Below are 24,357 nucleotides of genomic sequence, written 5' to 3'. Positions count from 1 at the left end.
CGGCAACTGGCGATGGCGGTTTGAAATCGGTATTTCGATTGCGGTGATAAATCAGAGTAATAGGTATTTCATCGCGGAAGGAATCCTATACTTTTGTGGTATTGCAAAAACTTGCAGTCGATTTTTGCATGTCGCGGCAATATCTTGCGCAAAAAACCAATGCAAAGGAAATAAATTTATATAAATCAATGAAATAATTCGTTTGGACGAGTGGCACAGAGCTTGCTCTACCGTTGGCGCCAATAACGGCGAATAACGGAGAGTGAGTAAAAATGGAAACCTTTACCCTGACATATGCCGACCAGAAAGACACCTTGCCTCGCGCACCGTCCGTCGATTGGGAGCAAGTGTTTCGGCAACATGGCAGCAAGTTGCATAACTTTATCCGTAAACGTGTCGGTAACCATGACGATGTGGAGGATTTACAGCAAATGACGTACCTGGAGGTGTTGAAGCATCAGGATAAATTTCTCGGCGCGTCGCGCCCGGAAACCTGGGTATTCGGCATCGCCCTCAATCTGGTGCGCAATCATTTCAAACAGATGCGTCAGCGATCGTATGAAATCGGCGATGAGGCGCTGGAATACGTAACGGGTGATGCGGATCCGCTAATAATCACAGAGAGTCGGAAAACGTTGACCAAGGCATCTGAGGCTATGTCCCGCCTGCCGGACGAAACGCGCAATATGCTGTTGATGTTGCTCGATTCGGACGTCAGCTATCAGGACATCGCGCTCCGGTTGGATATTCCTATCGGAACCGTTCGTTCACGGCTATCCCGCGCGCGCGGGGTTATCCGCCAGGCTGTGGAGACCTGATCCTGCCAATTAACCAGAGGTTAACGCCTTCTGTCAGCACGCGTGACCGTACGGTAGCCGTTGGGTTCTGCGCTCTGATCCTGTGATGTATCGAAACGCCGCGCGGCCATGCCATGCGGCGTTATTCACTAAACAAGGAGATGGCTATGATGTTCACGCAACCTTTTCAGTCCGTGTCAGACACCAATATGCCGCAGTTGGAATTGGTGGATTTTGCGCTAAGTCGGATAAAAGATGCGATTTATATCGTGAATGGAGAAGAACGCTTCTGTTATGTCAATGCATCGGCATGCCAGATGCTGCACTACGGCAGTCGGGCGCTTTTGCAACTGCGCGTCACGGATATCGACCCCGACTGGACCGGCAGAACCCAATCGGACAGCTGGTGGAAAGCGTACAAATCGGACAGCGGCGTCACGTTTGAAACGCGGCACGTCACCCGTTTCGGCATGATCGTCCCTGTCGAAGTCAATTTGACACGCTTCAAGCATAAAGGACGTAGTTACTGTATGTGTGTAGTAAGAGATATCAGGGAACGGAAGCATATTGAGCAGTTGGCCTATGCGCGGGAACAAGAGTTTCGCGCGCTGGTTGAAAATACGCCGGATCTGATAACCCGCTTTGATCCGCAGTTGAAGTGTCTTTACGCCAATTCGGCAACGTTGGTTCACCTGGGGCTAGCCCTTGAACAGCTATTGGGTCGTCAATTCACGGAGTCAATGCCCGGCGCCCGCTGCGCGATGCATATTCAGCAACTGCTGCAACAGGTGGTCGATACCCGCAGCAGCGCCGAAGGGGAACTGGCGGAAGAAAACGGCAAGGGCGATCAGCGCCACCTGTCCATCCACCATATTCGCTGTGTTCCCGAGTTCGATCGGCATGGGGCGCTGGTGTCGATTCTTGCCGTCGGGCGCGATATTACCGCGATCCGTTATGCGGAAAAAAAGCTGGCGGATTCGCATATGCAGCTGCGCCTGCTGGCGCGTCAGCGCGAGATCTCGCGTGAAGCGGAGCGCAAGCATATCGCCAGAGAGATTCATGATGAGCTGGGGCAACACCTTACTACCATCCGTATGAGCCTGTCGCTGATGCGCATGTGCCATGCCCGGGATAATCCGGATTTGCAGGCGCAATTGAAAAAACTGATGCAATTGTCGGATCAGACAATCCAGGTGGTGCGCAATGTGTCCACCAGCCTGCGGCCCAACGTGCTCAATATGGGGCTGACGCCCGCGCTGGAATGGCTGTGCGACGAATTCAACCGTAACTACAGCGGCGGCTGCGTATTAAAAACGGCGCAGCCGGAGCTGACGCTGAAGGATGAAAGCGCCACGGCGGCATTTCGCGTCGCCCAGGAGTCGCTGACCAACGTCGCGCGGCACGCGCAGGCCACCAGGGTGGTCATCACGCTTGAAAGCCAGTCAGGCAATGTGGTGTTGCGGATCAGGGATAACGGTAAAGGGTTTAACACCGGGATCGACAAAGCGGATACCTTCGGCCTGATCAGCATGAAAGAACGCGGCAGCATGCTGGGCGGCGAAGTGGTCATCGATAGCGCGCCGGGTCGCGGCACTCTGGTGCAGCTTACGTTTCCGAACGATACGGATAGGCGTTAAACAGGGAAAAGGAGTACGTGATGGATAAGCAGATCCGCTTAATGATTGCGGACGATCACGTCATTATGCGTGAAGGCCTTAAGCAGATTTTTGCTCTGGACGACACGCTGAATGTGGTCGCGGAAGCGGGAAATGGCGCCCAGGTGCTGACGAAGCTGCGCAGCAGCAGTCTCGATCTGTTGCTGCTGGATATGTCGATGCCGGGCATCTGCGGCGAAGACCTGATTTTACGGATTGTGGCGCAATATCCTCTATTGCCGATTCTGGTGCTGAGTATGTACAGCGAAGCGCAAATCGCGCAGCGCGCGCTGAAAAGCGGAGCCAGAGGCTATATCACCAAAGATAAGGACCCGGAAACCCTGCTTTCGGCGATCCGGCGGGTCGCGCAGGGAGGGCGTTATATCGACCACACCATCGCCGAGCAGCTGGTCTTTTTCGACTGTGAGGAGAGGGGAAGAGCGCAGCATGAGGTGCTGACGCAGCGCGAGCATCAGGTGATGGTGATGTTTGCCCAGGGCATGGGCATCAATGCCATCGCCAAAACGCTGGCCATCAGTAATAAGACGGTGAGCACCCATAAGTCGCGGCTGATGGAGAAAATGCAGTTCAACACCAATGCCGACATCGTCAAGTATGTGCTGAATAAGCGCCTTATTTTATAACCGTTCACTCAGGCCCCTTTGCGTTCGCGCTGGCGGAGGTAGGGATTTTCTGACCGGTTTCTCCATAATTCCTACCTCAGGTTCAGCCATAACTGATGGTTTCGCTTTTCATTGATGGCAATGCTTAGCCCCACTCCGTCCCTGGCTAACCGGAACGTTTAACGCCGCGTTGGCCGCGCAGGGATGAGGAATTACCGTAAGAACGTTCGGAAGATGGATTACCCAAAGGATTTCAGACTGCCGGCGGCAGTTTGAACGTTTAAGGGATAAGTCAGCCCGAAGGGGCTCAGGAGCAGGCAAATGTTTAGGAAAAACAGTGACGCCTACCACTGGGCAGGTTCATGCCCGGAGTTCGCGTCAGCGGCTTATATATCAGAAGACATTCACGCGACATTATCTCCACTTGTCGATGTTATCGCCCCTCTCAGCGTTGATATCGTTCTGGAGGGAGAGACGGGAACCGGTAAAGATCGACTGGCCCGTCGTATTCATCAGTTATCGGGATGCAGCGGACCGTTGGTGGCGGTCAACTGCGCCGCCATTCCCGAAAGTCTGGCGGAAAGTGAACTCTTTGGCGTGGTTTCCGGCGCTTATACGGGCGCCAGCCGTTCACGGGCGGGGTATGTGGAATCCGCGGACAAGGGCATTCTCTTTCTGGATGAGATCGACAGTATGCCATTGATGCTGCAAGCGAAAATGCTGCGAGTATTGGAAAACAGGGGGGTAGAGAGGCTGGGCAGTACGCTGTTCAAACCGTTGGATATGCGGGTGATTGTGGCGACGCAAACCCCGCTCAATCAACTGGTGGATAAAGGCTTGTTCCGGCGCGATCTCTATTTTCGCCTGGATACGGTCAAAATACAGCTTCCCACATTGCGTTCCCGCACCGATCTCATCGTTCCCATGTTCCAACGCTTCTGTAACGAGGCGGCGCAGCGCCTGAAGGTGTCCCCCCCGGCGGTCACCACGCATTTGTATGAACGTCTGCTGGCTCACGCCTGGCCGGGGAATATCCGCGAGTTAAAGGCCGCCGCGGAGCGCTGGGTTCTGGGGTTATCGCCGTTGGCGTCGGTCGCTGAACCGGCTCATCAACCGTTGCAGTTGAAAGACCGCATGAGGCGCATTGAGAAATTTTTGATTCAGGACGCGATGCGGCGCCATGGTCACTGTATTGACCGGGTCGTCACGGAGCTGGGCATCCCCAAACGCACGCTCTATCACCGGTTAAAGGTGCTGAATGTGAGCGCGCGTTGACGCGCGACGGAGGGAGACGGCGGCGTGTCCGCGCCGTCGCCGCAGGGAAGCTCGGCAAATTATCCCGCGGCGATAGACAAAAAGTTCGGCAGGCGTGGAACCGCCGCCGTCGCTTCTCCACTTAACCAATGAACTGGATAGCTGTGGCAACAGCAGCACGGTTCCTCTCTTATTAATGTTAATCACGTTGGAGATACATTATGTCATTAGGACTTTCACAAATCGCTTCACAGACCGCCGCGCAAACGCTGGATGGGGCTATGTCGGCTTCACTGACTAAATCCGCGGCCTTTCAGGCGCAAAAAATCGCGCTGGATACGGATAACGCCATTCTGGACAGTCAGGTGGACTCCGCATCCAAGTCGTTGAATGCCGGGATCAAAGCGTCGAAAACCATCCAGTACTGATCCTGAAATGGCCTGCCGGTAACGTGCGCTGGCAGGTCATCATTACGTTGCAATGGACATTCCCATGAAGATCAATCAAATGAATGCGTCAACCCCGATCAGTATCGAGGCGGAAGCCGGTTCGGCGTTCAGTCAACAGGATATCGCCTGGTTCAGCGCGTCATTGACGCAGCCGCCTTCCGCGCCGCCGGCCGGCGGCAATAGCGCCTGGCTAAGCGCGCTGGCCGAGAAATCTCAGGGACTCAATGCCGAATTCAAAAACGCCGAGCGCGAGGTGACCCGCGCGGTACGCTTAAGTAACCCTAAAGACGTGCTGGATTCAACCCGGACGCTCTCTTCTTTTTATCTGGAAAGTCTGTTTAGCGCCAAGCTGGTGGCTAAAAGCGTTCAGAGCGTGGAAAAACTGACCAATTTACAGTAGCGGCATGATGAAAACTGACTTACGAGCACTCTGGCTGCTGGTACTTCTGCTGGCGCTGAGCGGCTGCGGCGATCCGATAGAGCTGAATCGGGGTCTGTCGGAAAACGACGCCAATGAGGTGATCGCCGAGCTGGGCCGCCATCGGATTACGGCGGAGAAACGGGTGGATAAGACCGGGGTCACCCTGATTATCGATGCGCAAAACATGGAAAGGGCGGTCAATATTCTCAATGCCGCCGGATTGCCCCGACAGTCCCGCACCAATCTGGGCCAGGTCTTCCAGAAAAGCGGCGTGATTTCCACGCCGCTGGAAGAGCGGGCGCGATACATTTATGCGCTTTCGCAGGAGGTGGAAGCCACCCTGACGCAAATCGACGGCGTGCTGGTGGCGCGCGTGCATGTCGTGCTGCCCGAACGGATCGCGCCCGGCGAACCGGTGCAGCCCGCCTCGGCGGCGGTTTTTATCAAATACCGGCCTGAGCTGGATCCGGACGGCATCGAGCCGCGCATCCGGCGTATGGTCGCCAGCAGTATTCCCGGGCTGTCCGGCAAAAGCGATAAAGACCTGTCGATTGTTTTTGTGCCTGCCGAGCCATACCGGGACGTCATCCCCGTCGTGACCATCGGGCCGTTTACCCTGACGCCGCAAGAGGCGGCGCGTTGGCAGTGGAGCGCCGCCCTGCTGGGGCTGCTGGTGACCAGCCTGTTGTCATGGCGTCTCGGCGGGCCTTACGTACGGCAGTGGCGGCAAAAACGGGCCGGGACTTCGCAACCGCATTGACGAGGGGGAATGATGACGGATCGCGCTCGCATCGACTGGGTAACGTGGTGGGCGGGCGGCTGTGTGTTGCAGGCCGCTCCCGGCTGGGATGATAAACATGGCTTCACGCCCGCGACGCGCCGGCTCGAGCTGTTTATCCATGCGAACCCGGCGGCGGTCTGCCGTTGTTTTGATCTGCCGATGCAGATCCCTCCCGAGCCGCAGCCTTCGCTGATGCGGATTGGCGAACTTAACGTCGGGCAGCGGACGCAGATACTGCATCTGATGGCGGCGGTCTGTCTGCCGTCGCGCCATCGGCGGGAAATCAGCGCCGAGCGGCAAATCTGGTGCCGGCGTCTGGCCAAAGCGCTGCGTCCCGGCCTGTGGTTGCCTGATTGCTGTACCTTTGCGCACGAAACGGACGCGCTTATGCTGCTGCGCGCCCGTTATGGCGAAGCGTGCTGGCCGCGTCTGCGGCTGCTGTATCCGCGCGGCCTGGTCGAACGCGTTGCGGATTTTAAACATCCCTTGCCGGCCGGTCGGCTCAACGCGCTGTGCGATGCCTTGATCTGGAAAGTCGCCGCGCCGGAACGGATCGCCACACACTCATAAGGAACGGGAAATGCTGACCAAAAAAACGTTTTCCACCCTGAACGGCGCAACCCGGCGGGAAGGCGTGGTGATCCCCGCCGCGCGGGTCGCGGAACATGCCGACAGCCGCTCGCTGATGGAACATGCGCAGGCGCAAGCTGCGGAATTGCTGGCGCAGGCGGAACGTCAGGTACGGCAGCAAATCCGCCAGGCCACCGAGCAGGCGCAAGCCGATTTCTGGCGGCAGGCGGATGCGCTGCTACAGGGATTTCAACAGGATCGGGAGAAGCTGGAGCAGATTTGGCTCATGCAATCCGGGCAGCTATTGCGCGAAGCGTTAAGCCGGCTGTTGGATGAGATCCCGGACGATCGTCGGCGGGCGGCGCTGTTGAAACAATTGCTCAGACAGCGGCAGGATGACGCGCGCGGCACGCTCTATTGTCATCCTGCGCAAAAGGATGAAGTGGAAAGCTGGCTGCAAGCCCATGCGCATTTGGACTGGCGACTTGCCGGCGATGAGTCGCTGGCGAGCGACGAGCTAAAACTGATTACCCCCTGCGGCGTGATGTCGCTCAGTTGGCGGCTCGCCGCCGAACGGCTGATGCCGGAGGCGGAGGCGATTTCTCCGGCATAACGCGAGGCGGCGCTCCGCAATGTCGCGGCGGCGTTTTACACCACCATTCCGCGTCCGCCATCGCGCCTGGTCTGCGCCAGATGCGTCCACAGCGGCTGTAAGCGATCCAGCGCCGCGTTCATCTGTGACGTTTCCAGCGCAAACGGCAGACGCAGAAAACGCTCAAAAGCGCCCTCGGCGCCGAAGCGCGGCCCCGCGCCGATGCGGATGCCGATCGTTTCGGCGCTGGCGGCAAAGATGGTCGCTAACGGTTGCGGCAGCGCTATCCACCAGGACAGCCCTCCCTGGGGGACGGTCATGCGCCAGTCGGGAAACCGCTCGCGTATTGCCGCGCCGCTGGCGTCGCGTCGTTGGCGCAGTCGCTCGCGTCGCGGCGCCAGTATGTTATCCGCCTCGCCAAGCAGCGCGATGACGGCCAACTGCTCCAGTAGCGGCGATCCCAAATCCAGCGTGTCGCGTACCTGAGCCAGCGAGGCGATAGTCCGCACTGGCGCGCGGATCCAGCCCAGCCGTAAACCGCCCCAGAAACTTTTCCCGGCCGAACCCAGGGTGATCACCTGATCGGCCTCGTCGAATGCCGCCAGCGGCGGCGGCGGCGGCGCGTCAAACCATAAATCGACCATGGTTTCATCCGCCACGATAGTGGTGTGGGTTCGGGCGGCGATCTGCGCCACTATCCGGCGGGTCGGGGCGTCCATACAGCGTCCGGTCGGGTTATGGAAGTCGGGCAGCAGGTAAGCCAGACGAGGGGATGTCTGGGCGATGGTCGCCGCCAGTCCGTCGGTGTCCCAGCCGCGATCGGGCAGGCTGACCGGCACCGGCCGACAGGAAGCGCCTTTAATCGCGGCGAGCGCAACCGGATAGGTGGGATGATCGATCACGACGCGGTCGCCGGGGCCGGTCAGCAAACGCAGGATCAGGCTAAAACCACTGACCGCGCCGTTCACCACCATAATTTGCTCCGCCGTGGTGGGCAGCCCGCGCGCCGCGTAACGCTGTGCGATCGCGTGACGGAGCTCCGGCAGGCCTTGCTGATCGTATCCCGTGGAACTCAGGTGCGCCGGCAGGGCGGTCAGCGCGCTGGCGTAGGCCTGATGGATCTCCGGGCCGGCGGGCAATGCGGCGGTGGAGAGATCCAACGTCGGCGTCATGCCCGGCGAACCGGCGGCGGCGGGCGCGCTTTCCGGCAGAATGGTGACCGTGCCGGAGCCATGACGGCTGACCAGATAACCTTCTTCACGCAGTTGCGCCAGCGCCGTCGCGACCGTTGTGCGGCTGAGGCCGAGCGCCGCCGACAACGCCCGTTCGCCGGGGAGTCGGCTATCCTGCGGCAGGCGGCCGTCAAGCATTAATAGCCGCAAGGCATCCGCCAGTTGGCGATAAACCGGCGTCCGCGGCAAATCCTGGCGCCAGCGGCCCAGTAGCCGAACGACCGAGGGCGTACCTATTCTTCGCGGTGTCATAGCAGTCCACTTTATGAAAACTGGACCTTAATATTAGGGCCGGTTTGCGTGAATGTATAGCGATGCCTGAGAGGATGTACGAGGAAAAAAAGAATGGTCCGTCGTTTGATTCAACTTTATATCGGCCTGACGTTATACGGCGTTTCTACGGCGATGTTCGTGCGCGCCAATCTGGGCGCGGATCCGTGGAACGTGTTTCATCTGGGGGCGGCGCGCATCTTTTCGCTCAATGTCGGCATGGTGATGATTATTGTCGGCGCGCTGGTGCTGTTGTTGTGGATCCCGCTGCGTCAACGGCCCGGACTGGGAACCGTCAGCAACGTTATTGTGGTGGGACTGGCGGCGGACGCGGCGCTGATGCTGATGTCGCCGCCGGCTTCGCTCCTGGCACGCAGCGCGCTGTTGGCCGCGGCGATAGCCGTCAATGCGCTGGCGACCGGGATGTACATCGGCGCGGGGTTCGGCGCCGGCCCGCGAGACGGACTGATGACCGGCATTAACGCCCGTACCGGCTGGTCGGTGCGCAGCGTACGCACGGCGATTGAGGTCGGCGTGTTGCTGTCGGGCTGGCTGATGGGCGGCGCATTAGGCGTGGGGACGGTCTTGTACGCCTTGTCGATCGGACCGCTGATCCAGTTTTGCCTGCCGTGGTTTCTGGTCAAAAAACGTCCTGACAAGCCGCTGCCGCGGCCGACCACGGCGCCTTAACGCCGCGTCGTCCCGTTTTACTCCGCTGTCCCATTCTCGCCGTTCTGCCTTCATCGAGAGGGTTGTCGGCGGTCTGCGTTGAATTCATCCCTCTTACTGATGTCGTGCCGCTGAGCGGCGGCGCGGCGATCGGCACTATTCGTGGAACTCCCGCCGCGCGTCGGCCACTCAATGGCTGCCAATCTTAGTAACCGTGCAGAAGGAGAATTCACCATGTCCTACAACGCCATACAACGTCGTCTCGATGCGCATTTCGTCAACGCCCAACGGGATCTGGATAACATGGCGCTGGATGTCGCCGGCGGCGGCGCCGGTCCGGCCGACAGCTATGCCTTTTTTGAAGCCTCTCTGGACTATTCCAACGCCAATTGGGCGGTGGGGCAATTGCTGAGCGTAAAACACGGTCTGGCGAAGTCGATTATCAATGACTTCAACTGATCTGACCGCACTGCTGGACGGTTGGCTAAACGGCATGTCCGCCACGCTCCGGCTTGAGATAGACAACGAACCGGTGTCGCTCCACCGACATGTTCAGGGAATTGCCTGTTGCGCGGCTATCCCATTGCCGGGGGACGCGGGCGAAGCCGTGCTCGAACGCGCGCTGCAACTGGCGACGGTCGCCAGACGGCAGTATGGCGAAGACGCCGCGGCCCTGTCGCTGTCGGCACAGGATGAACAACTGTGGCTGTGGATGAAACCAGAGCCGGATGATGTCCTGCAACTGTGCCGCTGTCTGGAGATGCTGCTTAATCAGCGGGATGTCTGGCAAAGCCTGCTGGCGTCGACGCGCGCAGCGGCGGCCCCCGGCCCGTTGAATTTGAATACGCTGGCTTTTTTGCAAGGAGATCGGCATGCGTAACGCGCTGTATGTATTTTTTTTAACGTTATATCGCTGGTTTTGCTGGTCGCTGGTGCTGCTGGGGATGATCCCTGCGGCGCACGCCAGCATACCGGCGGCGTGGAATAAAGGGGCGTATGCCTATGCGGCGGAGCAGACGCCGCTGTCGACGATATTGACCGATTTTGCCAACAGCCATGGCGTGGAATTGTCCATGGGCAAGCTGAATGACGCGCTGGTCGAGGCCCGCATCAGGGCCGAAACGCCCGCCGCCTTTCTCGATCGTCTGGCGCTGGAGCACCGTTTCCAATGGTTTGTGTACAACCATACCCTCTATATCAGTTCTCAGGATGAGCAGGCGTCGCTGCGTCTGGAAATTTCCCAGGATGCCGCCCCCGACCTGAAACAGGCGCTGAGCGGCATCGGATTGCTCGATCCGCGCTTTGGCTGGGGCGAACTGCCGGAGGAGGGGGTGGTGCTGGTGACGGGGCCGCAGGCTTATATCGATTTGATCCGGGAGTTCAGTCAGCAGCGGGAAAAACAGGATGAACGCCGCAAGGTGATGATCTTTCCGTTGCGCTATGCCTCGGTGTCGGACCGGACGCTGCAATATCGCGATCAGCGCATCGTTATTCCTGGCGTGGCGACGATCCTCAACGAACTGATGGATGGTCAGCGCGCCGCCCCGGCCGGCGCGGCCGGTTCTACGCCCGCCGTGGCGGATAGCGGGATGGAAGCCATGCGGGAAAATACGCGGGCGATGATGGTTCGCATGGCCATGCGCAACAACCCGGCGCGCAACGGCGATGAGCGCGGCAGGCTGTCCCTGAATGGCAAGGTTTCCGCCGATGTGCGTAATAACGCGCTGCTGATCCGGGATGATGACAAGCGGCGCGAGGAGTATCAGAGCCTGATCGAGCAGATCGACATCCCGCAAAACCTGGTGAATATCGACGCCATCATTCTGGATGTGGATCGTTCGGCGCTGTCGCGTCTGGAAGCCAACTGGCAGGGCGCATTAGGCAACGTCACCGCCGGCAGCACCATGATGATGGGGCGCAGCACGCTGTTCGTCAGCGATTTTAAACGCTTCTTTGCCGATATTCAGGCGCTGGAAGGGGAAGGCACCGCGTCGATTGTCGCCAACCCGTCGGTACTGACGCTGGAGAATCAGCCGGCCATCGTGGATTTCAGCCGCACCGCCTTCATCACCGTCTCCGGCGAGCGGGTCGCGGAGATTCAGCCGGTCACCGCCGGCACCAGTTTGCAGGTAACGCCGCGCGTTATCGGACAGGACGGCGAGCGCAGTATCCAACTGGTGATTGATATTGAAGACGGTCAGGTCGAAACCGGACGTGACGGCGAAGCCACCGGCGTGAAGCGCGGCAACGTCAGCACGCAGGCGCTGATTGGCGAAAATCGCGCGCTGGTGCTGGGCGGTTTCCACGTTGAAGAGAGCGGCGATCGCGATCATCGCATCCCGCTGCTGGGCGATATCCCCTGGCTGGGCAAGGCCTTTACGTCTACACGACATGAGGTGTCGCGCCGCGAGCGCTTGTTTATTCTGACCCCGCATCTGATTGGCGATCAAACCGACCCGACCCGCTATGTCTCCGCGGACAATCGCCATCAGTTGAACGATGCCATGAATCGCGTTGCGCAGCGTAACGGCACGACCGATCTCTACAGTCTGGTGGAAAATGCCCTGCGCGATCTGGCCGGCAAACAACTGCCGGCCGGTTTTCAACCCGAATCGCGCGGCGCGCGCCTGAGCGAAGTCTGTCGTTCGCAGCCCGGTCTGGTGTATGACAGCGCCCGCTACCAGTGGTACGGCAATGAGAGCGTCAGGTTAACCGTCGGCGTGGTGCGTAACCACGGGACGCGAATACAGCGGTTTGATGAAGCGGTTTGCGGCGGCAGTCGCACGCTGGCGGTGGCCGCCTGGCCGAAAGCGACGCTGGCGCCCGGCGAGTCGGCCGAAATTTTTCTGGCGCTGCGACCGGCGCTATCGACGTCGCCGGGCCGGCGTTCGCTGCTGGCGGCTAATTGATGCGGGAGAAAGATGATGTGGCATAAACGTGGTTTGCTCACTCTGGCCGTGCTGTTTCTGTGCGCCTGTTCCTCATCGCGACAGACGGCGAATTGCACGTCGGTCGCCTGTCGTCCGCAGTCCGACGACCGGCAGCTTGTTATCTGGTGGCAACCGGCATTGCGCACCGGCCCGGCGGATTTCAGCAGGGTGAGCGTCGATGACTGAAGAAGCGGCTATTTTCCAGACGCAAAATGATTTCCTTGCCGCGATGACGATGACGCCGGCCGGCGACTGGCGGCCGACGGCGGGCGTTAGCCTGCGTTTTCGCCGGTCGGCGCGCGAAACGCATCTGCAACTGTTGCTGGCGCCCGAGCGCCGCTATCCGGGCATGTTGCAGCAACTGTTGCAACGGCGTTTTCTTGAAGCGGAAACGCTGGCGGACTGCTACCTGAGCATCAATGAACGGCGCGAGGTGATGCTGTGCTGCCCGTTGCCCGCGGCGGATGCGGAACGGCGTCTGGCGATAAGCAAACTGTGGCGGCTGGCGGGGTTAGCGCCGTTGTGAGCGTTTTCACCGCCGCCGGGCGGGAACTGAACGACGCGGATGATTACTCAACAAATGCGCCCCCTAGCCGGCAGGAATTTACCGGCCGCGAAGGATAGTGGTGTTTGGGATCCACTCATTCAATTACGAGGAAAGATTATGCTTAGTACGGTTAGCTCTCTGGATAACAGTTCTTCATTACAGATCACCATCAAATCAACGGGAGCGGGTAATCCGCTTCAGCCCTCCGGTAATGGCTTGTCGTCTTCATCCTCCGCTTATGGCGGTCAGCAGGCGGGGATCGCCGAACAGTTGGCCAACGTGCTGACGGCGCTGTTGTTCGGGACGCAGGGCCAGGGCGGGACGCGGGGCGGCGGTCTGTTCGATCAAAACGGTTCGGGTCTGCTGTCCGACTCCGCCGGCCTGCTGGGCGCCGGGCTGAATGCCGCGAACCCTAACGCTCAGTTGGGCAATCTGCTGCTCAAGGCGCTGTCCGATATCCTGGACGACGACACGCAGCAAAATGGGCAGAACGGCCTGTTTGGTCAGAAACAACCGACGGACACGGAAAAATCGGCCTATACGCAAGGCGTTAAGGATGCGCTGTCGGCCATTCTGGGCGACGGTTACAGCCAGAGCGCCGGTAATTCGTCGCCGCTGACGCAGGGCAACGGACTGAGCGGCCTGAACGGCGAGTCGTCCTTCAATCAACTGGGCGGCGCGCTGGGGTTGAACGTGGGACAGCAAGCCGGTTTACAGGCGTTGAACGATATCAGCACCCATAACGACAGCCCCAATCGTTACTTCGTCGATACCGAGGATCGCGAGCTTGCCAAGGAAATCGGTCAGTTTATGGATCAATATCCCGAGAAATTTGGCAAGCCGGAGTACCAGAAGGATGGTTGGCCGTCAGCCAAGACGGATACCAAGTCCTGGGCCGAGGCGCTGAGCAATCCGGACGACGATGGCATGACGAAAGCCAGCATGGATAAATTCCTTCAGGCGACGGGGATCATCAAAAGCGCCGTGGCGGGGGATAGCGGCAACGCCAATCTGCATCAGCGCGGCAACGGCGGCTCATCCCTGGGGATCGATGCGGCGACCATCGGCGACCGGATTATCAACATCGGGCTGGAAAAGCTGGCGAGCTGAGAAATAGATACGCATCATGTTCGGATAAAACCGGCGGCGGGGCGCGCGTCCCGCCGCCGGTTATTGTTATGGGCGCATTCGGTTTAACGCCGTCGCCTGGTGAGAGATTTTTAAGGACGGCGCATCCTGAAGACGTTTTGCGCCGGCGGGAAAGCCGCTTGTCCCGGTCGTTATTGTCGGTTCGCGGCGAAGGTCAGGCGGGATCAGCCGGCCGTAGCCGGCTTGATTGCTTTATAAGACGGGTTTCTGAGACGGACGTAGCGCAATCAGATGATCGGCCATCAGACGTACCACCCAGAACGCGGTTTGCGCCACGTCGCTGTGCCGGCCGATTGATGCCTGGTGCGCGTCGTGGCGCAGAAAATCCTGTTCCAGAGAGTCGACGAAGGCGTCGAAATCGAAGCGGCCGCTGCGTTGCGGCCCTTGCTGCGACAACACCTGATGCAGATTTTTCGTCACCTGTCGTATCGCCCCTTCAAAGGCTTCACGCTGCGCCGGCGTCAGATAGCCGCCTTGTTTGACCAGATCGGCCCAGCGCTGGGGCGCGTTATGCGCGTCGGTTACGGATATCGGCATGTCAGTTCACCTGAATGTTAGCGGATGACGGCGTCTTATAGGGGTTGTTGACGTTCGTCAGGTTAACGTTATTGCCGGTCACGTTCAGTTTCTCGCTGTCGCTTTTCACAAACGAGAATTTGCCGTTTTCGGCATCGATATTATTCAGGTTAAGGTTCCAGTTTCCCTGTTGACCGCCGTTGGTGCGGACAAAGGTGCCGAAATCTTTGGCTTTGAAGTTATCCACGGTCAGATTGGCATCGGCGTTAAGCTGGAAAATCTTGTCGCTTGCGCCCTGAGCGCTGCTGTTGGTGATTTCCACATTGGCGGGTTTGCCATTGTTGGATTTCACGGTCAGCGCGTCTTCGCCGACGTTGGTCCAGTGGACGTTATCCAGTTTGGCGTCGCCGCGGACATGTACGCCGTCAGCGGCGTTGTCGCCGAACACCACGTTTTTCAGCGTGGCGCCTTCAGCCAGTTCAAAAATCGGCTTCTGACCCTCTTTCTGACTGCCGTCGCCTAATTTGTTGCCGGCGACGAAGGTTTTCCCGCCGCCGTCAAACACTTCGCCCGGACCGACCTTTATCGTGTCATTCACGGTGGTGACATCCTTGCCGGCGGTGGGGAAAGCCACCTGTCCGGTCTGGCCGGTGTTGCCGGCAGCGCCGGTTCCGGCGGGCGTTACGCCTTTGCCGCCGTCAGTGGCGCCTGAGGGCGATGCGGAAGAGGCGGGGGATGAGGTCGAATTGCCGGCGGAGAACGGATTGGCGGCAGCGGACGGCGAGGTTGACCCTGCGCTTTGCGGCTGCCCGGATGCGCCATTTCCGCCATTTTGCGCATCCAGCAGATTGGCGATCAGCTCCAGCAGCAATGTTTGCAGTTTATTTTCACCGATCTGCCCGCCGCCGTCCGCGGTTGGCGTAATGGCGTTATTCAACGCGCCGCCAGCGGTGTCCTGTAACAGCGAACGAGAAAGATTTTCCGGGTTTTGCGCGCTACCGCTAGGGGATAAGCCGGATGACGGGGAGGCGCCGGATGCCGCATTACCCGCATTGCCGGACGATGACAACGGATTTTGCGCGGCTTGTCCATTCTGCGCGCCGTTGGATGTCATCAATTGCTCAAGCAGTTTTATCAATACCTCGCCCAACGCCTGTTGGTCTGAACCGCCGCCAAGCGCATCGGCAGAGCGACCCAGCGGATTGGCGCCCTGTTGTGACGCGTTACTGCCGCCGGCATTATTCGGCATCAGCGCGTTCAGCAGCACGCCCAGCGCTTCCAGCAGTTGCGAATCCTGCTGAGAAGTGCGCTGCGATGAGGTGCCTTGCTGATTAAAATCCGACGCTGCCGCGCCTGACGAGGGCGTGGTCAGGGTAATGCTAATATCTGTCATGATTAACCTCGTAAGTTAAAGTGAGTGTCAGTCGATCTCGTATCAACGACGCGAAACAGAAACGTCTGTTCGCTATGAAATGAGTGAGGAAAGGTTCGGCGGGGTTCCCGCAAGGGAAAAGGTTTTAATGCCGCCGGGTTCGGCAGTAGGATAAAGGCAGACAGATAACGTATTTATTCGTATAGGTGAAGGGAAGACTCATGCAGATTTCAGAAAGTCGTTTAATTGCCATTGCCCGGGCGCTGTTGCAGAAAGCGGGCAGCGAAGCGTCGGAAGCCGCCTGTGTGGCGGAACATTTGGTCGGCGCCAACCTGAAAGGACACGATAGTCATGGCGTGGGGATGTTGCCGCACTACGTGAGTTTTATTAGCAACGGCATCATGCAGCCGAACACCCCGGCCAGGATGATCCGCGACGGCGGCGCGGTGTTGCAGTTCTCCGGCGATCGGGGCTTTGGTCAGCGTACCGGCAAAGAAGCCATGCAGGCGGCGATCGAGCGGGTTAAAACGACCGGGGTTTGTCTGATGACCCTCTCATCGACCTGCCATTTGGGGCGTATCGGCACCTACGGCGAAATGGCCGCCGCCGCGGGCCTGATATCGATTCATTTCGTTAACGTCAACGACCTCGATCCCATTGTGGCGCCGTGGTGCGGCAGCGAAGCGCGTTTCGGCACCAATCCCATCTGTATCGCTTTTCCGCAGAGCGACAATAACGCCGCCTTTGTGCTCGATTTCGCGACAAGCATCGTGGCGCTGGGCAAAACCCGGGTCGCTTACCTGGCGGGCAAAAAATTTGACGAGGAGGTAATGCTCGACAGCGACGGCAATTCAACCAACGATCCGCGCGTGATGTGGGAAGGGGAAAAGCACGGCGCCCTGAAGCCGATTGCCCGGCATAAAGGCGGCGGTTTAGTGCTGGCGGCGGAAATGCTGGCCGGGCTGCTGTCCGGCGGCGGCACCATCCAACCGGAAAATCCGCGGCATGGGGCGATAGTGAATAACATGACCACCATTGTGATCGATCCCGCCAATATGGTGTCGCTGACGTGGTTGCAGAAAGAGTACGATGCGATGCTGGACTATGTGCGCTCTTCACGCGCGCCGGATCCCCAACAGCCGATCCTGATTGCCGGCGAGCCGGAAATTCACACCCGGGCGCGGCGTCAGGCCGATGGCATCGTGATTTCCGATCAGGAGTGGCAAAAAATTGTCGAGGCGGGGATATCGCTGGGCATGACATCCGCGGATTTCGCCGTGTAAGCGATTTTCCGCGGCGAAAATGCGGCGGGAGTGACATCTGGTTGATATCGCCTACGCTTGCATAGGGATGGTAATCATCGGGTGGCGGAATAAATGTGGAGATGGCTGGTCGTATTGCTGATAGCGGGCGGAGTGGTTGCGTTAGCGCCATGGATTCAACGCCATCTTCCGCCCGGCTACGATCCGTTTACGCCGCTGTCGGTTGACGATCCTCCGACGCTGGTGACGCGCTTCAAACTCAGACAATTGGCGAACGACCCCGCCGCCTGCCTGGCCATCTTGCAGCAGGCGCAGGCGCAAGGGCGCATCACCTTCTCGTTGCTCGGCCCCGTTGACGGGCAGTGTCCGTTACCTTCGCCGGTGCGCATACGGCAGTTCGGCGCCGTCACGCTCAGTTCGAGTTTTCTGGCCAGTTGTCCGCTGGCGTTAAGCAGCGCTATGTTCGTTACGCAATCCTTGATCCCGCAGGCGCGGCGGCTGGGCGCGCCGTTGACGCGTATCGATCACCTCGGCAGCTACGCCTGCCGCAATGTGTATCACCGGCCGGAAGGCCGGTTGAGCGAACATGCGACGGCTGATGCCTGGGATATATCCGCTTTCCGGTTAGCGGACGGGCGGCGTATCAGCATATTGAATCAGTGGAATGCGGCGGATGAAACCCAGGATTATCTGCGGGCGACGTTTGAACAAAGCTGTGATTTTTTCGGCAATGCGTTGGGGCCGGAATATAACGCGGCCCATGCCAATCATTTTCATTTGGGGATGCGCGGCTTTGGCGTGTGTCGGTAGCGGCGTCGCATTAAAAATCGGCGTATTCCTGCGCGGGCAACCAGAAACTGTCGATAAACTCGTCGATAGGGTAACACCCGGCGCGGCGTAATCGCTGTTCGGACATCGCTTTGAGACACTGGTTCTCCGTATTGTACGCGCCGATCACCAGTTCATCGCAGCCATTGCCGAGATAACAAACAAATATTACCAGTGCGAACATGATGCCCTCACTTATCACCAATCATTCGTGCGGCTCTCTTTCCATGCTTCTATACCCGTTATTTTCACGTCGCCAGTGCGTCGGCCGCCTTCCTGCAACGCAAAAGCCATTGGGTATAGGGACAATTGTAGATGAAAATGGCGAAGAGATGAGGCGATGCGTGTTTACAGGCGGCGCCGAACCGCCTGATAAACAACGGCGTGGGAATTAGCCGTTATCCTGTGCGGCGCTGCATGCGCCATCGCGCACCAGATCGCGCGGCAGATTGTTTTTTATGCGGCTGCCGATGCGCTTAGCCAGTCCCAGCGGAGAGTGGCGATAGGTCAGCAACAGTTCGTCGTCAGCGGGAACCGGCTGCGGATAGCAGTCTTTCCCCTGAAACCACTCGCAGGCCAGCTGGTCGCTCAGCGCATAGGCGTGGCCGGCATTCACATTCGCCAGCGCAATGATGGCTTCATGCTGCCAGCGGTAACCTTTGGCAAAACGTTCCGCCAGCTTGAGGCCGATACGCGAGAAGCGGATTTTGCCGAATGCGGACGTCAGTTCGGCAGGGAAAAGCCAGATTTCGTTATCGCGTTGCCATAGTTGTAACTGGTCGTCGTCCCACGTCAATCCCCGTCGATTGGCCGCCTGCGTCACCAGCTCGCGATCGCGGGCGCTCAGCGGGGAGAACGGGAATTTGCCGACTTTATAGCCCGGCGCAGGCAGCGGCGGCACGCTGGCCGTTTTGCGCAAGCGCGCCACGAAAAAACCTTCGCTGTCGTAAATTTGCGGGAAGACGTGTAAAAAACCCTCTTCCGTCGCGGACTGGTCGGCGCCGGGGAACAGATCGGTTAAGGGTTCGAACTCGCAGGCGTCGGGGAAGGTTTGCCGCAACCAGTGGCACACCTGCTGATTTTCCTGCTCGTTCAGCGTACAGGTGGAGTAAATCATCACGCCGCCGGGCTTCAGGGCGTGAAAAGCGCTCAGGATCAGTTCGCGCTGGGTGGCGGCAATGCCGGCGATGCTTTCCTGCGACCAATGGTTCATCGCGCCGGGATCTTTGCGCACCACGCCTTCGCCGGAGCAGGGCGCGTCAAGCAAGATAGCGTCGAAATACTCGGGCAGCGCCGCGCCGAATACCCGGCCGTCGAAGTGGGTCAACGCGGTATTGCTGACGCCGCAGCGGCTGATGTTGGCATGCAGCACTTTCACCCGGCTGGCGGAGTATTCATTGGCGATAACGCCGCCGCGGTTATCCAGGTTGGCGGCGATTTGCGTGGTTTTGGAACCGGGCGCCGCCGCCATGTCCAACACCCGTTGCGGGCAAGCATCATGCTGAAAAAGGGCGCTGACCGGAAGCATGGAGCTGGCTTCCTGAATGTAAAATAGTCCGCTCAGGTGTTCCAGGGTATTCCCCAACCGGCCGATTTCGTCATCCGCGTTTAATAGCCAGAAGCCGTCGCGGCACCAGGGAATCGGCTCCAGGCGCCATTGATAAGGCGCCGCCAGCTGTAGAAACGCCTCGGTGCTGATTTTTAACGTATTGACGCGAATACTGCGCCGCAACGGCCGCTGACAGGCGGCGATAAAGTCATCCATCGACAGGCGCGCGGGCATAATGGACTGAATGGCGGAGAGAAACGCTGGGGGTAAATGGGCTGGTGTCTGTTTGGCCACGGCGGGGTTCCGTTACAGCTAAAATATTAAACGCCGAGTGTAACATAATGCCGGTTTAGCGGAAAACGCGGCGGCTCGCCGCGCGACGCCCGCCGAGAGCACGATATGTACATCGCCGGCGAGTGAAAGCGGCGCGCGTGCATTCATCTTGTGGCATGCTGTAGCGGGCATTTTTATGCCGGGCTTGCCGCCCGTTATCCCTGAGCCGTGGTCAGCGAGGTTTAACATCGCTTGCGGCGATTTTGTATTACAATTTCACGTCATACCCTTCATTTTCAGGTTGGACAGTGTTCAAATTCGCTGCGGGCGGAGTTTGTCCCTTACTCAAAGCAACGAATTTGAGTAAGGACATCAAGGTTTGTGCGATGCGGCTTGAATGTGTCTTGAAATCTATTGGGTATGTGTGGTTAATTCGATCCGACAAGACAATTAGTGTTATATGAGCAAACAAGAGTTTTATCAGGACCTGGTCCGCGATTTATCCTCGCTGATTGCGGGAGAAAATCGTTTCATTACGATCTTATCAAACAGCAGCGCATTGCTGTTTGAACGTTTGGATGGGGTTAACTGGGCTGGTTTTTATCTGCTGGAAAATGACTCGCTATTTCTGGGGCCGTTTCAGGGGAAAGTCGCTTGTGTGCGTATTCCGGTGGGCAAAGGGGTATGTGGCCGGGCGGCGGCTGAAAATCAGATACAGCGCATAGGCGATGTGCATGCGTTTCCCGGCCATATTGCCTGCGATGCCGCGAGTAACGCCGAAATCGTACTGCCGCTGGTGGTCAGCGGTCGCTTAATCGGCGTTTTAGATATTGATAGCACTGTTTATCAACGGTTTGACGCAGATGATGAAGAAGGGCTCAAGGCGGTGGTGAAGGCACTTTGCGCACAACTTGAAGCGAGCGATGTGCTGACTTTTATCAATTTCTCACGTTGAGATAAGGATAACGTAGCAATTGCCGATGGCGTCATTATAATGACGCCTGTTCATGCCTGCGCCGGTTGGCAAACCCGTTGTAATCAGGAAATTTCATGGAAAATCAACCTAAGTTGAACAGCAGTAAAGAAGTTATTGCCCTTTTGGCAAAGCATTTCCCGCTTTGTTTCACCACTGAAGGTGAAACACGCCCGTTAAAGATCGGTATTTTTCAAGATCTTGTTGAGCGCGTATCCGAACTGGATAACATCAGTAAAACGCAATTGCGTTCCGCATTGAGGCTTTATACCTCAAGCTGGCGTTATCTGTACGGTGTAAAACTGGGCGCTCAGCGTGTGGATTTGGATGGAAATCCCTGTGGCGAGCTGGAACAGCAGCATGTTGATCATGCACGTAAGCAACTGGAAGAAGCGAAAGCGCGAGTTCAGGCTCAGCGCGCGGAGCAACAAGCAAAAAAACGCGAATCCGGAGAAACCGCCGAACCTGCGCGCACCCGCCCGGCCAATGGTAAAAGCGCGCCGCGTCGCGAGCGCGATAGCGCTAACGCCGCGCCGCGCCGACCACGCCCGTCTTCTTTCCGTCAGTCGCCGTCCTCTTCTCAGCAACCCGCCAAAGCTCAGTCCCGTCAGGCAAAGCCTGCCAGTCGAGAGTCTCAGCAGCGTGTCGCGGTTACGGATGTTTCCAAGCTGCAAATCGGTCAGGAAATCAAAGTCAGAGCCGGCAAAGACGCGATGGATGCCACCGTGCTTGAAATTGCCAAAGGCGAGGTCAGGGTCCGGTTGGCTTCTGGGTTGGCTATGATTGTACGCGCAGAACATTTGCAGTTCTGATACGGAGGCCAACCTGGGCATGAACAATTTAGTTAAAATGACCGCCATTGCAGGTTTACTGCTGGCGGGTACAAGTTTTGCCAATGAGAACATCACGCGTGTTGAGCAAATTCCGCAGTTGCGCCAGGAGTCTCAGCATGCCACCGTTAGTGACAGGGTCACTTCGCGCTTTCTGCGCTCCCACTATCGCCAGTTTACGCTGGACGACGAATTCTCCGCGAAGATTTTCGCTCGCTATCTCAATATGTTGGACTACAGCCATAATGTGCTGTTGGCCTCCGATATCGCCCAGTTCTCTGATAAGAAAACGCAGTTGGATGACGAACTGAAATCCGGAAAACTGGATGCCGTCTATGCGTTGTATAATCTGGCGCAGAAACGGCGTTTTGAGCGTTTTCAGTATGCGTTGTCGTTATTGGACAAGCCGGTGGTTCTTACCGGCGACGATACCATTGATCTTGATCGCAGCAAGGCGCCCTGGCCGCAAAATGCCGGCGAACTGAACCGGTTATGGGACGCGAAGGTCAAATACGACTGGCTGAGCCTGAAACTGACCGGTAAAGAAGATAAAGACATCAAAGAAACGCTGACCAAGCGGTATCAGTTTGCGATTCGCCGACTGGCGCAAAGCAACAGCGAGGATGTCTTCCAACTGATCATGAACGCCTTTGCGCGGGAAATCGATCCCCACACCAGCTATTTGTCGCCGAGAAATACCGAGCAGTTCAACACCGAAATGAGCCTGTCGCTTGAAGGGATCGGCGCGGTATTGCAGATGGATGACGATTACACCGTGATCAATTCCATGGTGCCCGGCGGCCCGGCGGGGAAAAGCAAAAACATTGCCGTGGGCGATCGCGTGGTCGGCGTCGGTCAGGGCGACAAACCGATAGTTGATGTCATCGGCTGGCGTCTTGACGACGTGGTCGCGCTGATTAAAGGCCCCAAAGGCAGCAAGGTGCGATTGGAAATTTTGCCCGCCGGCAAAGGCACTAAAACCCGTATCGTGACGCTGACTCGCGAGCGCATTCGCCTTGAAGATCGCGCGGTCAAAATGTCGGTCAAAAACGTCGGCAAAGAAAAAGTGGGCGTGCTGGATATTCCGGGATTCTATGTGGGGCTGACGGATGACGTCAAAGTTCAGCTCCAGAAACTGGAAAAACAGCATGTCGGCAGCATCGTGATCGACCTGCGCAGTAACGGCGGCGGGGCGCTGACCGAAGCGGTCGGTCTGTCCGGGCTGTTTATTCCCGGCGGGCCGGTGGTGCAAATCCGCGATAACAACGGCAAGGTGCGCGAAGACAGCGATAACGACGGCGTTGTGTACTACAAAGGCCCGTTGGTGGTGCTGGTGGACCGTTTTAGCGCCTCGGCGTCGGAAATCTTTGCCGCCGCGATGCAGGATTACGGCCGGGCCTTGATCGTCGGCGAGCCGACCTTCGGCAAAGGCACCGTACAGCAGTACCGTTCCCTGAACCGTATTTACGATCAGATGTTGCGTCCCGACTGGCCGGCGCTGGGCTCGGTTCAGTACACCATTCAGAAGTTTTATCGCATTGATGGCGGCAGCACGCAGATGAAAGGCGTGACGCCGGACATCATGATGCCTACCGGCACCGAAACCGTTGACACCGGAGAAAAATTCGAGGACAACGCGCTGCCGTGGGATAGCATCAAAGCCGCGGACTACGCCAAGAGCGGCAGTCTGAAACCGCTTATCGCTGCGCTGAACGAAACGCATCAGGAGCGTATTGCCAAGGATCCTGAGTTCCAATATATCGCCGAGGATATCGCCCGTTATAACGCAACGAAAGATAAGCGTAATACGGTGTCGCTCAATCTCGCTCAGCGTGAGAAAGAGAATAATGACGATGAAGCGATGCGTCTGAACCGTATTAACGATCGTCTGAGCAGAGAAGGGAAAAAGCCGCTGAAGTCGCTGGAGAATTTGCCGAAGGATTATCAGGCTCCCGATCCTTATCTGGATGAAACGGTGAAGATCGCGCAAGATTTGGCGCAGCAGGAAAAAGAATAATTCAGCAACTGTATCAATATTGAACAAAACCCCGGCGCCGTCCGGGGTTTTTTTATACCTGTTAATCCGCTGACGATGCAGCCAGGCGTCAGCGCGATGACCGGCTGCCCGTTATTTTCACTTTGCTTGATGTGAGTCAATGGGACAGAGGGAGGTAGGAATATGATTGATAATAGTTATTACTTATGTTCATTATAAAATCATCATTTCTTATGATGCGATTTTGTTATAGCTCATTGATTAGATTGTAAAAGTAAAGGAAATGATACATGGCGTTACTTCTTCAAACGTTACTGGATATTCCACTCAATATGAATGCGGTCGTCGCCCGTATTCGTCTGAACGCAGAGAGCCAGCAGCGCTTAACCGAGTTAGGCATTCGTGTGGGCGGTAATGTCCGAGTGATTCAACGGGAAGAAAATCAGCCGCTAATGCTTGCCGCGGGCGATGGCCGCATCGCCATCAACTGGGATTTGGGAAAACAAGTGTGGGTATCCCCACAGCGCTCACACTAACAAAATATGCACACTAACAATAAAAGGTGACTGACGATGTCTTTGGAAGAGTTAACGGTTGAGACCAGGTGGCGTGTCATTGGCTTTCAAAAAGGTTCGGCGGACTACCGCAAGCGATTATTGGCGTTAGGCGTTACGCCGGGAGTGGAATTCTCCGTCGCGCGTATTGCGCCCCTGGGCGACCCGATCGAATTACGTTTACGCGGCGCCGCCATCAGCGTTCGCAAGGGCGAAGCGCAAATTCTTATTCTCGAAAAATGCTGAATCAACCAAGTCAGGTAGG

The 24,357-nt window shown here is 57.8% G+C and carries 28 protein-coding genes; 23 read left to right on the top strand and 5 right to left on the bottom strand.

The features are described 5' to 3' along the window. The first annotated feature begins 272 nt into the window (after nt 1-272). The 9 genes from ABRZ26_RS02470 to sctL all read left to right on the top strand — a co-directional run bounded on the left by ABRZ26_RS02470 (nt 273) and on the right by sctL (nt 7,163). Nucleotides 273-818: an RNA polymerase sigma factor gene (locus ABRZ26_RS02470; protein WP_319602658.1), complete on the top strand. Its 546-nt coding sequence runs from the start codon at nt 273-275 to the stop codon at nt 816-818. A gap of 146 nt (nt 819-964) precedes the next feature. Beyond that, entirely contained in the window at nt 965-2,434 is a 1,470-nt protein-coding gene (locus ABRZ26_RS02465) for a PAS domain-containing sensor histidine kinase (RefSeq protein WP_319602657.1), read from the top strand. A 20-nt stretch (nt 2,435-2,454) separates the two neighbouring features. Next, nucleotides 2,455-3,096 (top strand): response regulator, encoded by a 642-nt coding sequence (locus ABRZ26_RS02460; protein ID WP_319602656.1) that lies wholly within the window; start codon nt 2,455-2,457, stop codon nt 3,094-3,096. A 300-nt stretch (nt 3,097-3,396) separates the two neighbouring features. Next, the gene (locus ABRZ26_RS02455) at nt 3,397-4,350 is read left to right on the top strand and encodes a sigma 54-interacting transcriptional regulator (RefSeq protein WP_319602655.1); all 954 of its coding nucleotides are present in this window, start codon (nt 3,397-3,399) and stop codon (nt 4,348-4,350) included. Between the two features lie 200 nt (nt 4,351-4,550). Then, complete coding sequence (locus ABRZ26_RS02450) at nt 4,551-4,757, top strand: type III secretion system major pilin HrpA (protein WP_319602654.1); 207 nt, start codon at nt 4,551-4,553, stop codon at nt 4,755-4,757. A 64-nt stretch (nt 4,758-4,821) separates the two neighbouring features. Beyond that, nucleotides 4,822-5,178 (top strand): EscI/YscI/HrpB family type III secretion system inner rod protein, encoded by a 357-nt coding sequence (locus ABRZ26_RS02445; protein WP_319602653.1) that lies wholly within the window; start codon nt 4,822-4,824, stop codon nt 5,176-5,178. A gap of 4 nt (nt 5,179-5,182) precedes the next feature. Continuing rightward, the gene (gene sctJ / locus ABRZ26_RS02440) at nt 5,183-5,959 is read left to right on the top strand and encodes a type III secretion system inner membrane ring lipoprotein SctJ (RefSeq protein ID WP_319602652.1); all 777 of its coding nucleotides are present in this window, start codon (nt 5,183-5,185) and stop codon (nt 5,957-5,959) included. Nucleotides 5,960-5,968: 9 nt separating this feature from the next. Next, nucleotides 5,969-6,550 carry a type III secretion protein gene (locus ABRZ26_RS02435; RefSeq protein WP_319602651.1) on the top strand — a complete coding sequence of 194 codons (582 nt, stop codon included), beginning with the start codon at nt 5,969-5,971 and terminating at the stop codon, nt 6,548-6,550. Between the two features lie 10 nt (nt 6,551-6,560). Continuing rightward, the gene (gene sctL, locus ABRZ26_RS02430; protein ID WP_319602650.1) at nt 6,561-7,163 is read left to right on the top strand and encodes a type III secretion system stator protein SctL; all 603 of its coding nucleotides are present in this window, start codon (nt 6,561-6,563) and stop codon (nt 7,161-7,163) included. A 35-nt stretch (nt 7,164-7,198) separates the two neighbouring features. Here the strand turns inward: sctL and yczR are convergent, their stop codons facing one another. Beyond that, nucleotides 7,199-8,626, bottom strand: coding sequence for a MocR-like transcription factor YczR (gene yczR, locus ABRZ26_RS02425; RefSeq protein WP_319602649.1), 1,428 nt, complete (start codon nt 8,624-8,626; stop codon nt 7,199-7,201). Nucleotides 8,627-8,719: 93 nt separating this feature from the next. On the opposite strand from yczR, the gene yczE reads away from it, so the two are divergent. The 7 genes from yczE (at nt 8,720) to ABRZ26_RS02390 (ending at nt 13,900) form a co-directional block, all read left to right on the top strand. Continuing rightward, nucleotides 8,720-9,334, top strand: a complete 615-nt coding sequence (yczE, locus tag ABRZ26_RS02420; RefSeq protein WP_319602648.1) for a membrane protein YczE — start codon at nt 8,720-8,722, stop codon at nt 9,332-9,334. Nucleotides 9,335-9,547: 213 nt separating this feature from the next. Further along, a complete protein-coding gene (locus ABRZ26_RS02415; protein WP_319602647.1) occupies nt 9,548-9,772 on the top strand; it encodes a serine kinase in 225 nt (74 codons plus the stop codon). Next, nucleotides 9,759-10,193 carry a type III secretion system chaperone gene (locus ABRZ26_RS02410; RefSeq protein ID WP_319602646.1) on the top strand — a complete coding sequence of 145 codons (435 nt, stop codon included), beginning with the start codon at nt 9,759-9,761 and terminating at the stop codon, nt 10,191-10,193. Before ABRZ26_RS02415 ends, ABRZ26_RS02410 begins: the two co-directional genes overlap by 14 nt. Continuing rightward, nucleotides 10,186-12,222 carry a type III secretion system outer membrane ring subunit SctC gene (gene sctC / locus ABRZ26_RS02405; protein WP_319602645.1) on the top strand — a complete coding sequence of 679 codons (2,037 nt, stop codon included), beginning with the start codon at nt 10,186-10,188 and terminating at the stop codon, nt 12,220-12,222. The genes ABRZ26_RS02410 and sctC overlap by 8 nt, the downstream gene beginning before the upstream one ends. Nucleotides 12,223-12,237: 15 nt before the next feature. Next, nucleotides 12,238-12,429 carry an HrpT family type III secretion system protein gene (hrpT, locus tag ABRZ26_RS02400; RefSeq protein ID WP_413556081.1) on the top strand — a complete coding sequence of 64 codons (192 nt, stop codon included), beginning with the start codon at nt 12,238-12,240 and terminating at the stop codon, nt 12,427-12,429. Continuing rightward, entirely contained in the window at nt 12,422-12,769 is a 348-nt protein-coding gene (locus ABRZ26_RS02395; RefSeq protein WP_319602643.1) for a type III secretion protein, read from the top strand. Before hrpT ends, ABRZ26_RS02395 begins: the two co-directional genes overlap by 8 nt. Before the next feature lie 138 nt (nt 12,770-12,907). Continuing rightward, a complete protein-coding gene (locus tag ABRZ26_RS02390) occupies nt 12,908-13,900 on the top strand; it encodes a type III secretion protein HrpN (protein ID WP_319602642.1) in 993 nt (330 codons plus the stop codon). A 231-nt stretch (nt 13,901-14,131) separates the two neighbouring features. On the opposite strand, the gene ABRZ26_RS02385 is transcribed toward ABRZ26_RS02390, so the two are convergent. Further along, on the bottom strand, nt 14,132-14,476 hold the full coding sequence (locus ABRZ26_RS02385) for a DNA-binding protein (RefSeq protein WP_319602641.1): 345 nt from the start codon (nt 14,474-14,476) through the stop codon (nt 14,132-14,134). A gap of 1 nt (nt 14,477) precedes the next feature. Further along, nucleotides 14,478-15,848, bottom strand: a complete 1,371-nt coding sequence (locus ABRZ26_RS02380; protein WP_319602640.1) for a pectate lyase — start codon at nt 15,846-15,848, stop codon at nt 14,478-14,480. 200 nt (nt 15,849-16,048) lie between these two features. Between ABRZ26_RS02380 and ABRZ26_RS02375 the strand changes: the two genes are divergently transcribed. Both ABRZ26_RS02375 and ABRZ26_RS02370 read left to right on the top strand, forming a co-directional pair. After that, complete coding sequence (locus ABRZ26_RS02375; RefSeq protein ID WP_319602639.1) at nt 16,049-17,110, top strand: malate/lactate/ureidoglycolate dehydrogenase; 1,062 nt, start codon at nt 16,049-16,051, stop codon at nt 17,108-17,110. Nucleotides 17,111-17,203: 93 nt separating this feature from the next. Beyond that, complete coding sequence (locus ABRZ26_RS02370; protein WP_319602638.1) at nt 17,204-17,899, top strand: extensin-like domain-containing protein; 696 nt, start codon at nt 17,204-17,206, stop codon at nt 17,897-17,899. Between the two features lie 10 nt (nt 17,900-17,909). On the opposite strand, the gene ABRZ26_RS02365 is transcribed toward ABRZ26_RS02370, so the two are convergent. Beyond that, the gene (locus ABRZ26_RS02365) at nt 17,910-18,101 is read right to left on the bottom strand and encodes a YdfD/YebW family protein (RefSeq protein WP_319602637.1); all 192 of its coding nucleotides are present in this window, start codon (nt 18,099-18,101) and stop codon (nt 17,910-17,912) included. A gap of 207 nt (nt 18,102-18,308) precedes the next feature. Further along, nucleotides 18,309-19,760 (bottom strand): 16S rRNA (cytosine(1407)-C(5))-methyltransferase RsmF, encoded by a 1,452-nt coding sequence (gene rsmF, locus ABRZ26_RS02360; protein WP_319602636.1) that lies wholly within the window; start codon nt 19,758-19,760, stop codon nt 18,309-18,311. Nucleotides 19,761-20,199: 439 nt separating this feature from the next. On the opposite strand from rsmF, the gene msrC reads away from it, so the two are divergent. From msrC to ABRZ26_RS02335, 5 genes are all read left to right on the top strand, one after another. Next, complete coding sequence (msrC, locus tag ABRZ26_RS02355; protein ID WP_319602635.1) at nt 20,200-20,694, top strand: free L-methionine (R)-S-oxide reductase MsrC; 495 nt, start codon at nt 20,200-20,202, stop codon at nt 20,692-20,694. 95 nt (nt 20,695-20,789) lie between these two features. Beyond that, a complete protein-coding gene (gene proQ / locus ABRZ26_RS02350; RefSeq protein WP_319602634.1) occupies nt 20,790-21,524 on the top strand; it encodes an RNA chaperone ProQ in 735 nt (244 codons plus the stop codon). 19 nt (nt 21,525-21,543) lie between these two features. Next, nucleotides 21,544-23,559 (top strand): carboxy terminal-processing peptidase, encoded by a 2,016-nt coding sequence (gene prc, locus ABRZ26_RS02345; RefSeq protein ID WP_319602633.1) that lies wholly within the window; start codon nt 21,544-21,546, stop codon nt 23,557-23,559. A 269-nt stretch (nt 23,560-23,828) separates the two neighbouring features. Continuing rightward, a complete protein-coding gene (locus ABRZ26_RS02340; RefSeq protein ID WP_319602632.1) occupies nt 23,829-24,074 on the top strand; it encodes a FeoA family protein in 246 nt (81 codons plus the stop codon). A 36-nt stretch (nt 24,075-24,110) separates the two neighbouring features. Further along, nucleotides 24,111-24,338, top strand: a complete 228-nt coding sequence (locus ABRZ26_RS02335; protein WP_319602631.1) for a FeoA family protein — start codon at nt 24,111-24,113, stop codon at nt 24,336-24,338. Nucleotides 24,339-24,357: the final 19 nt, after the last annotated feature.

This window comes from Brenneria sp. L4-2C, from assembly GCF_040240335.1.
GTDB lineage: Bacteria > Pseudomonadota > Gammaproteobacteria > Enterobacterales > Enterobacteriaceae > Brenneria.
The sequence above is the reverse complement of the archived record's forward strand: the minus strand, read 5'-3'. Positions and strand labels throughout refer to the sequence as shown.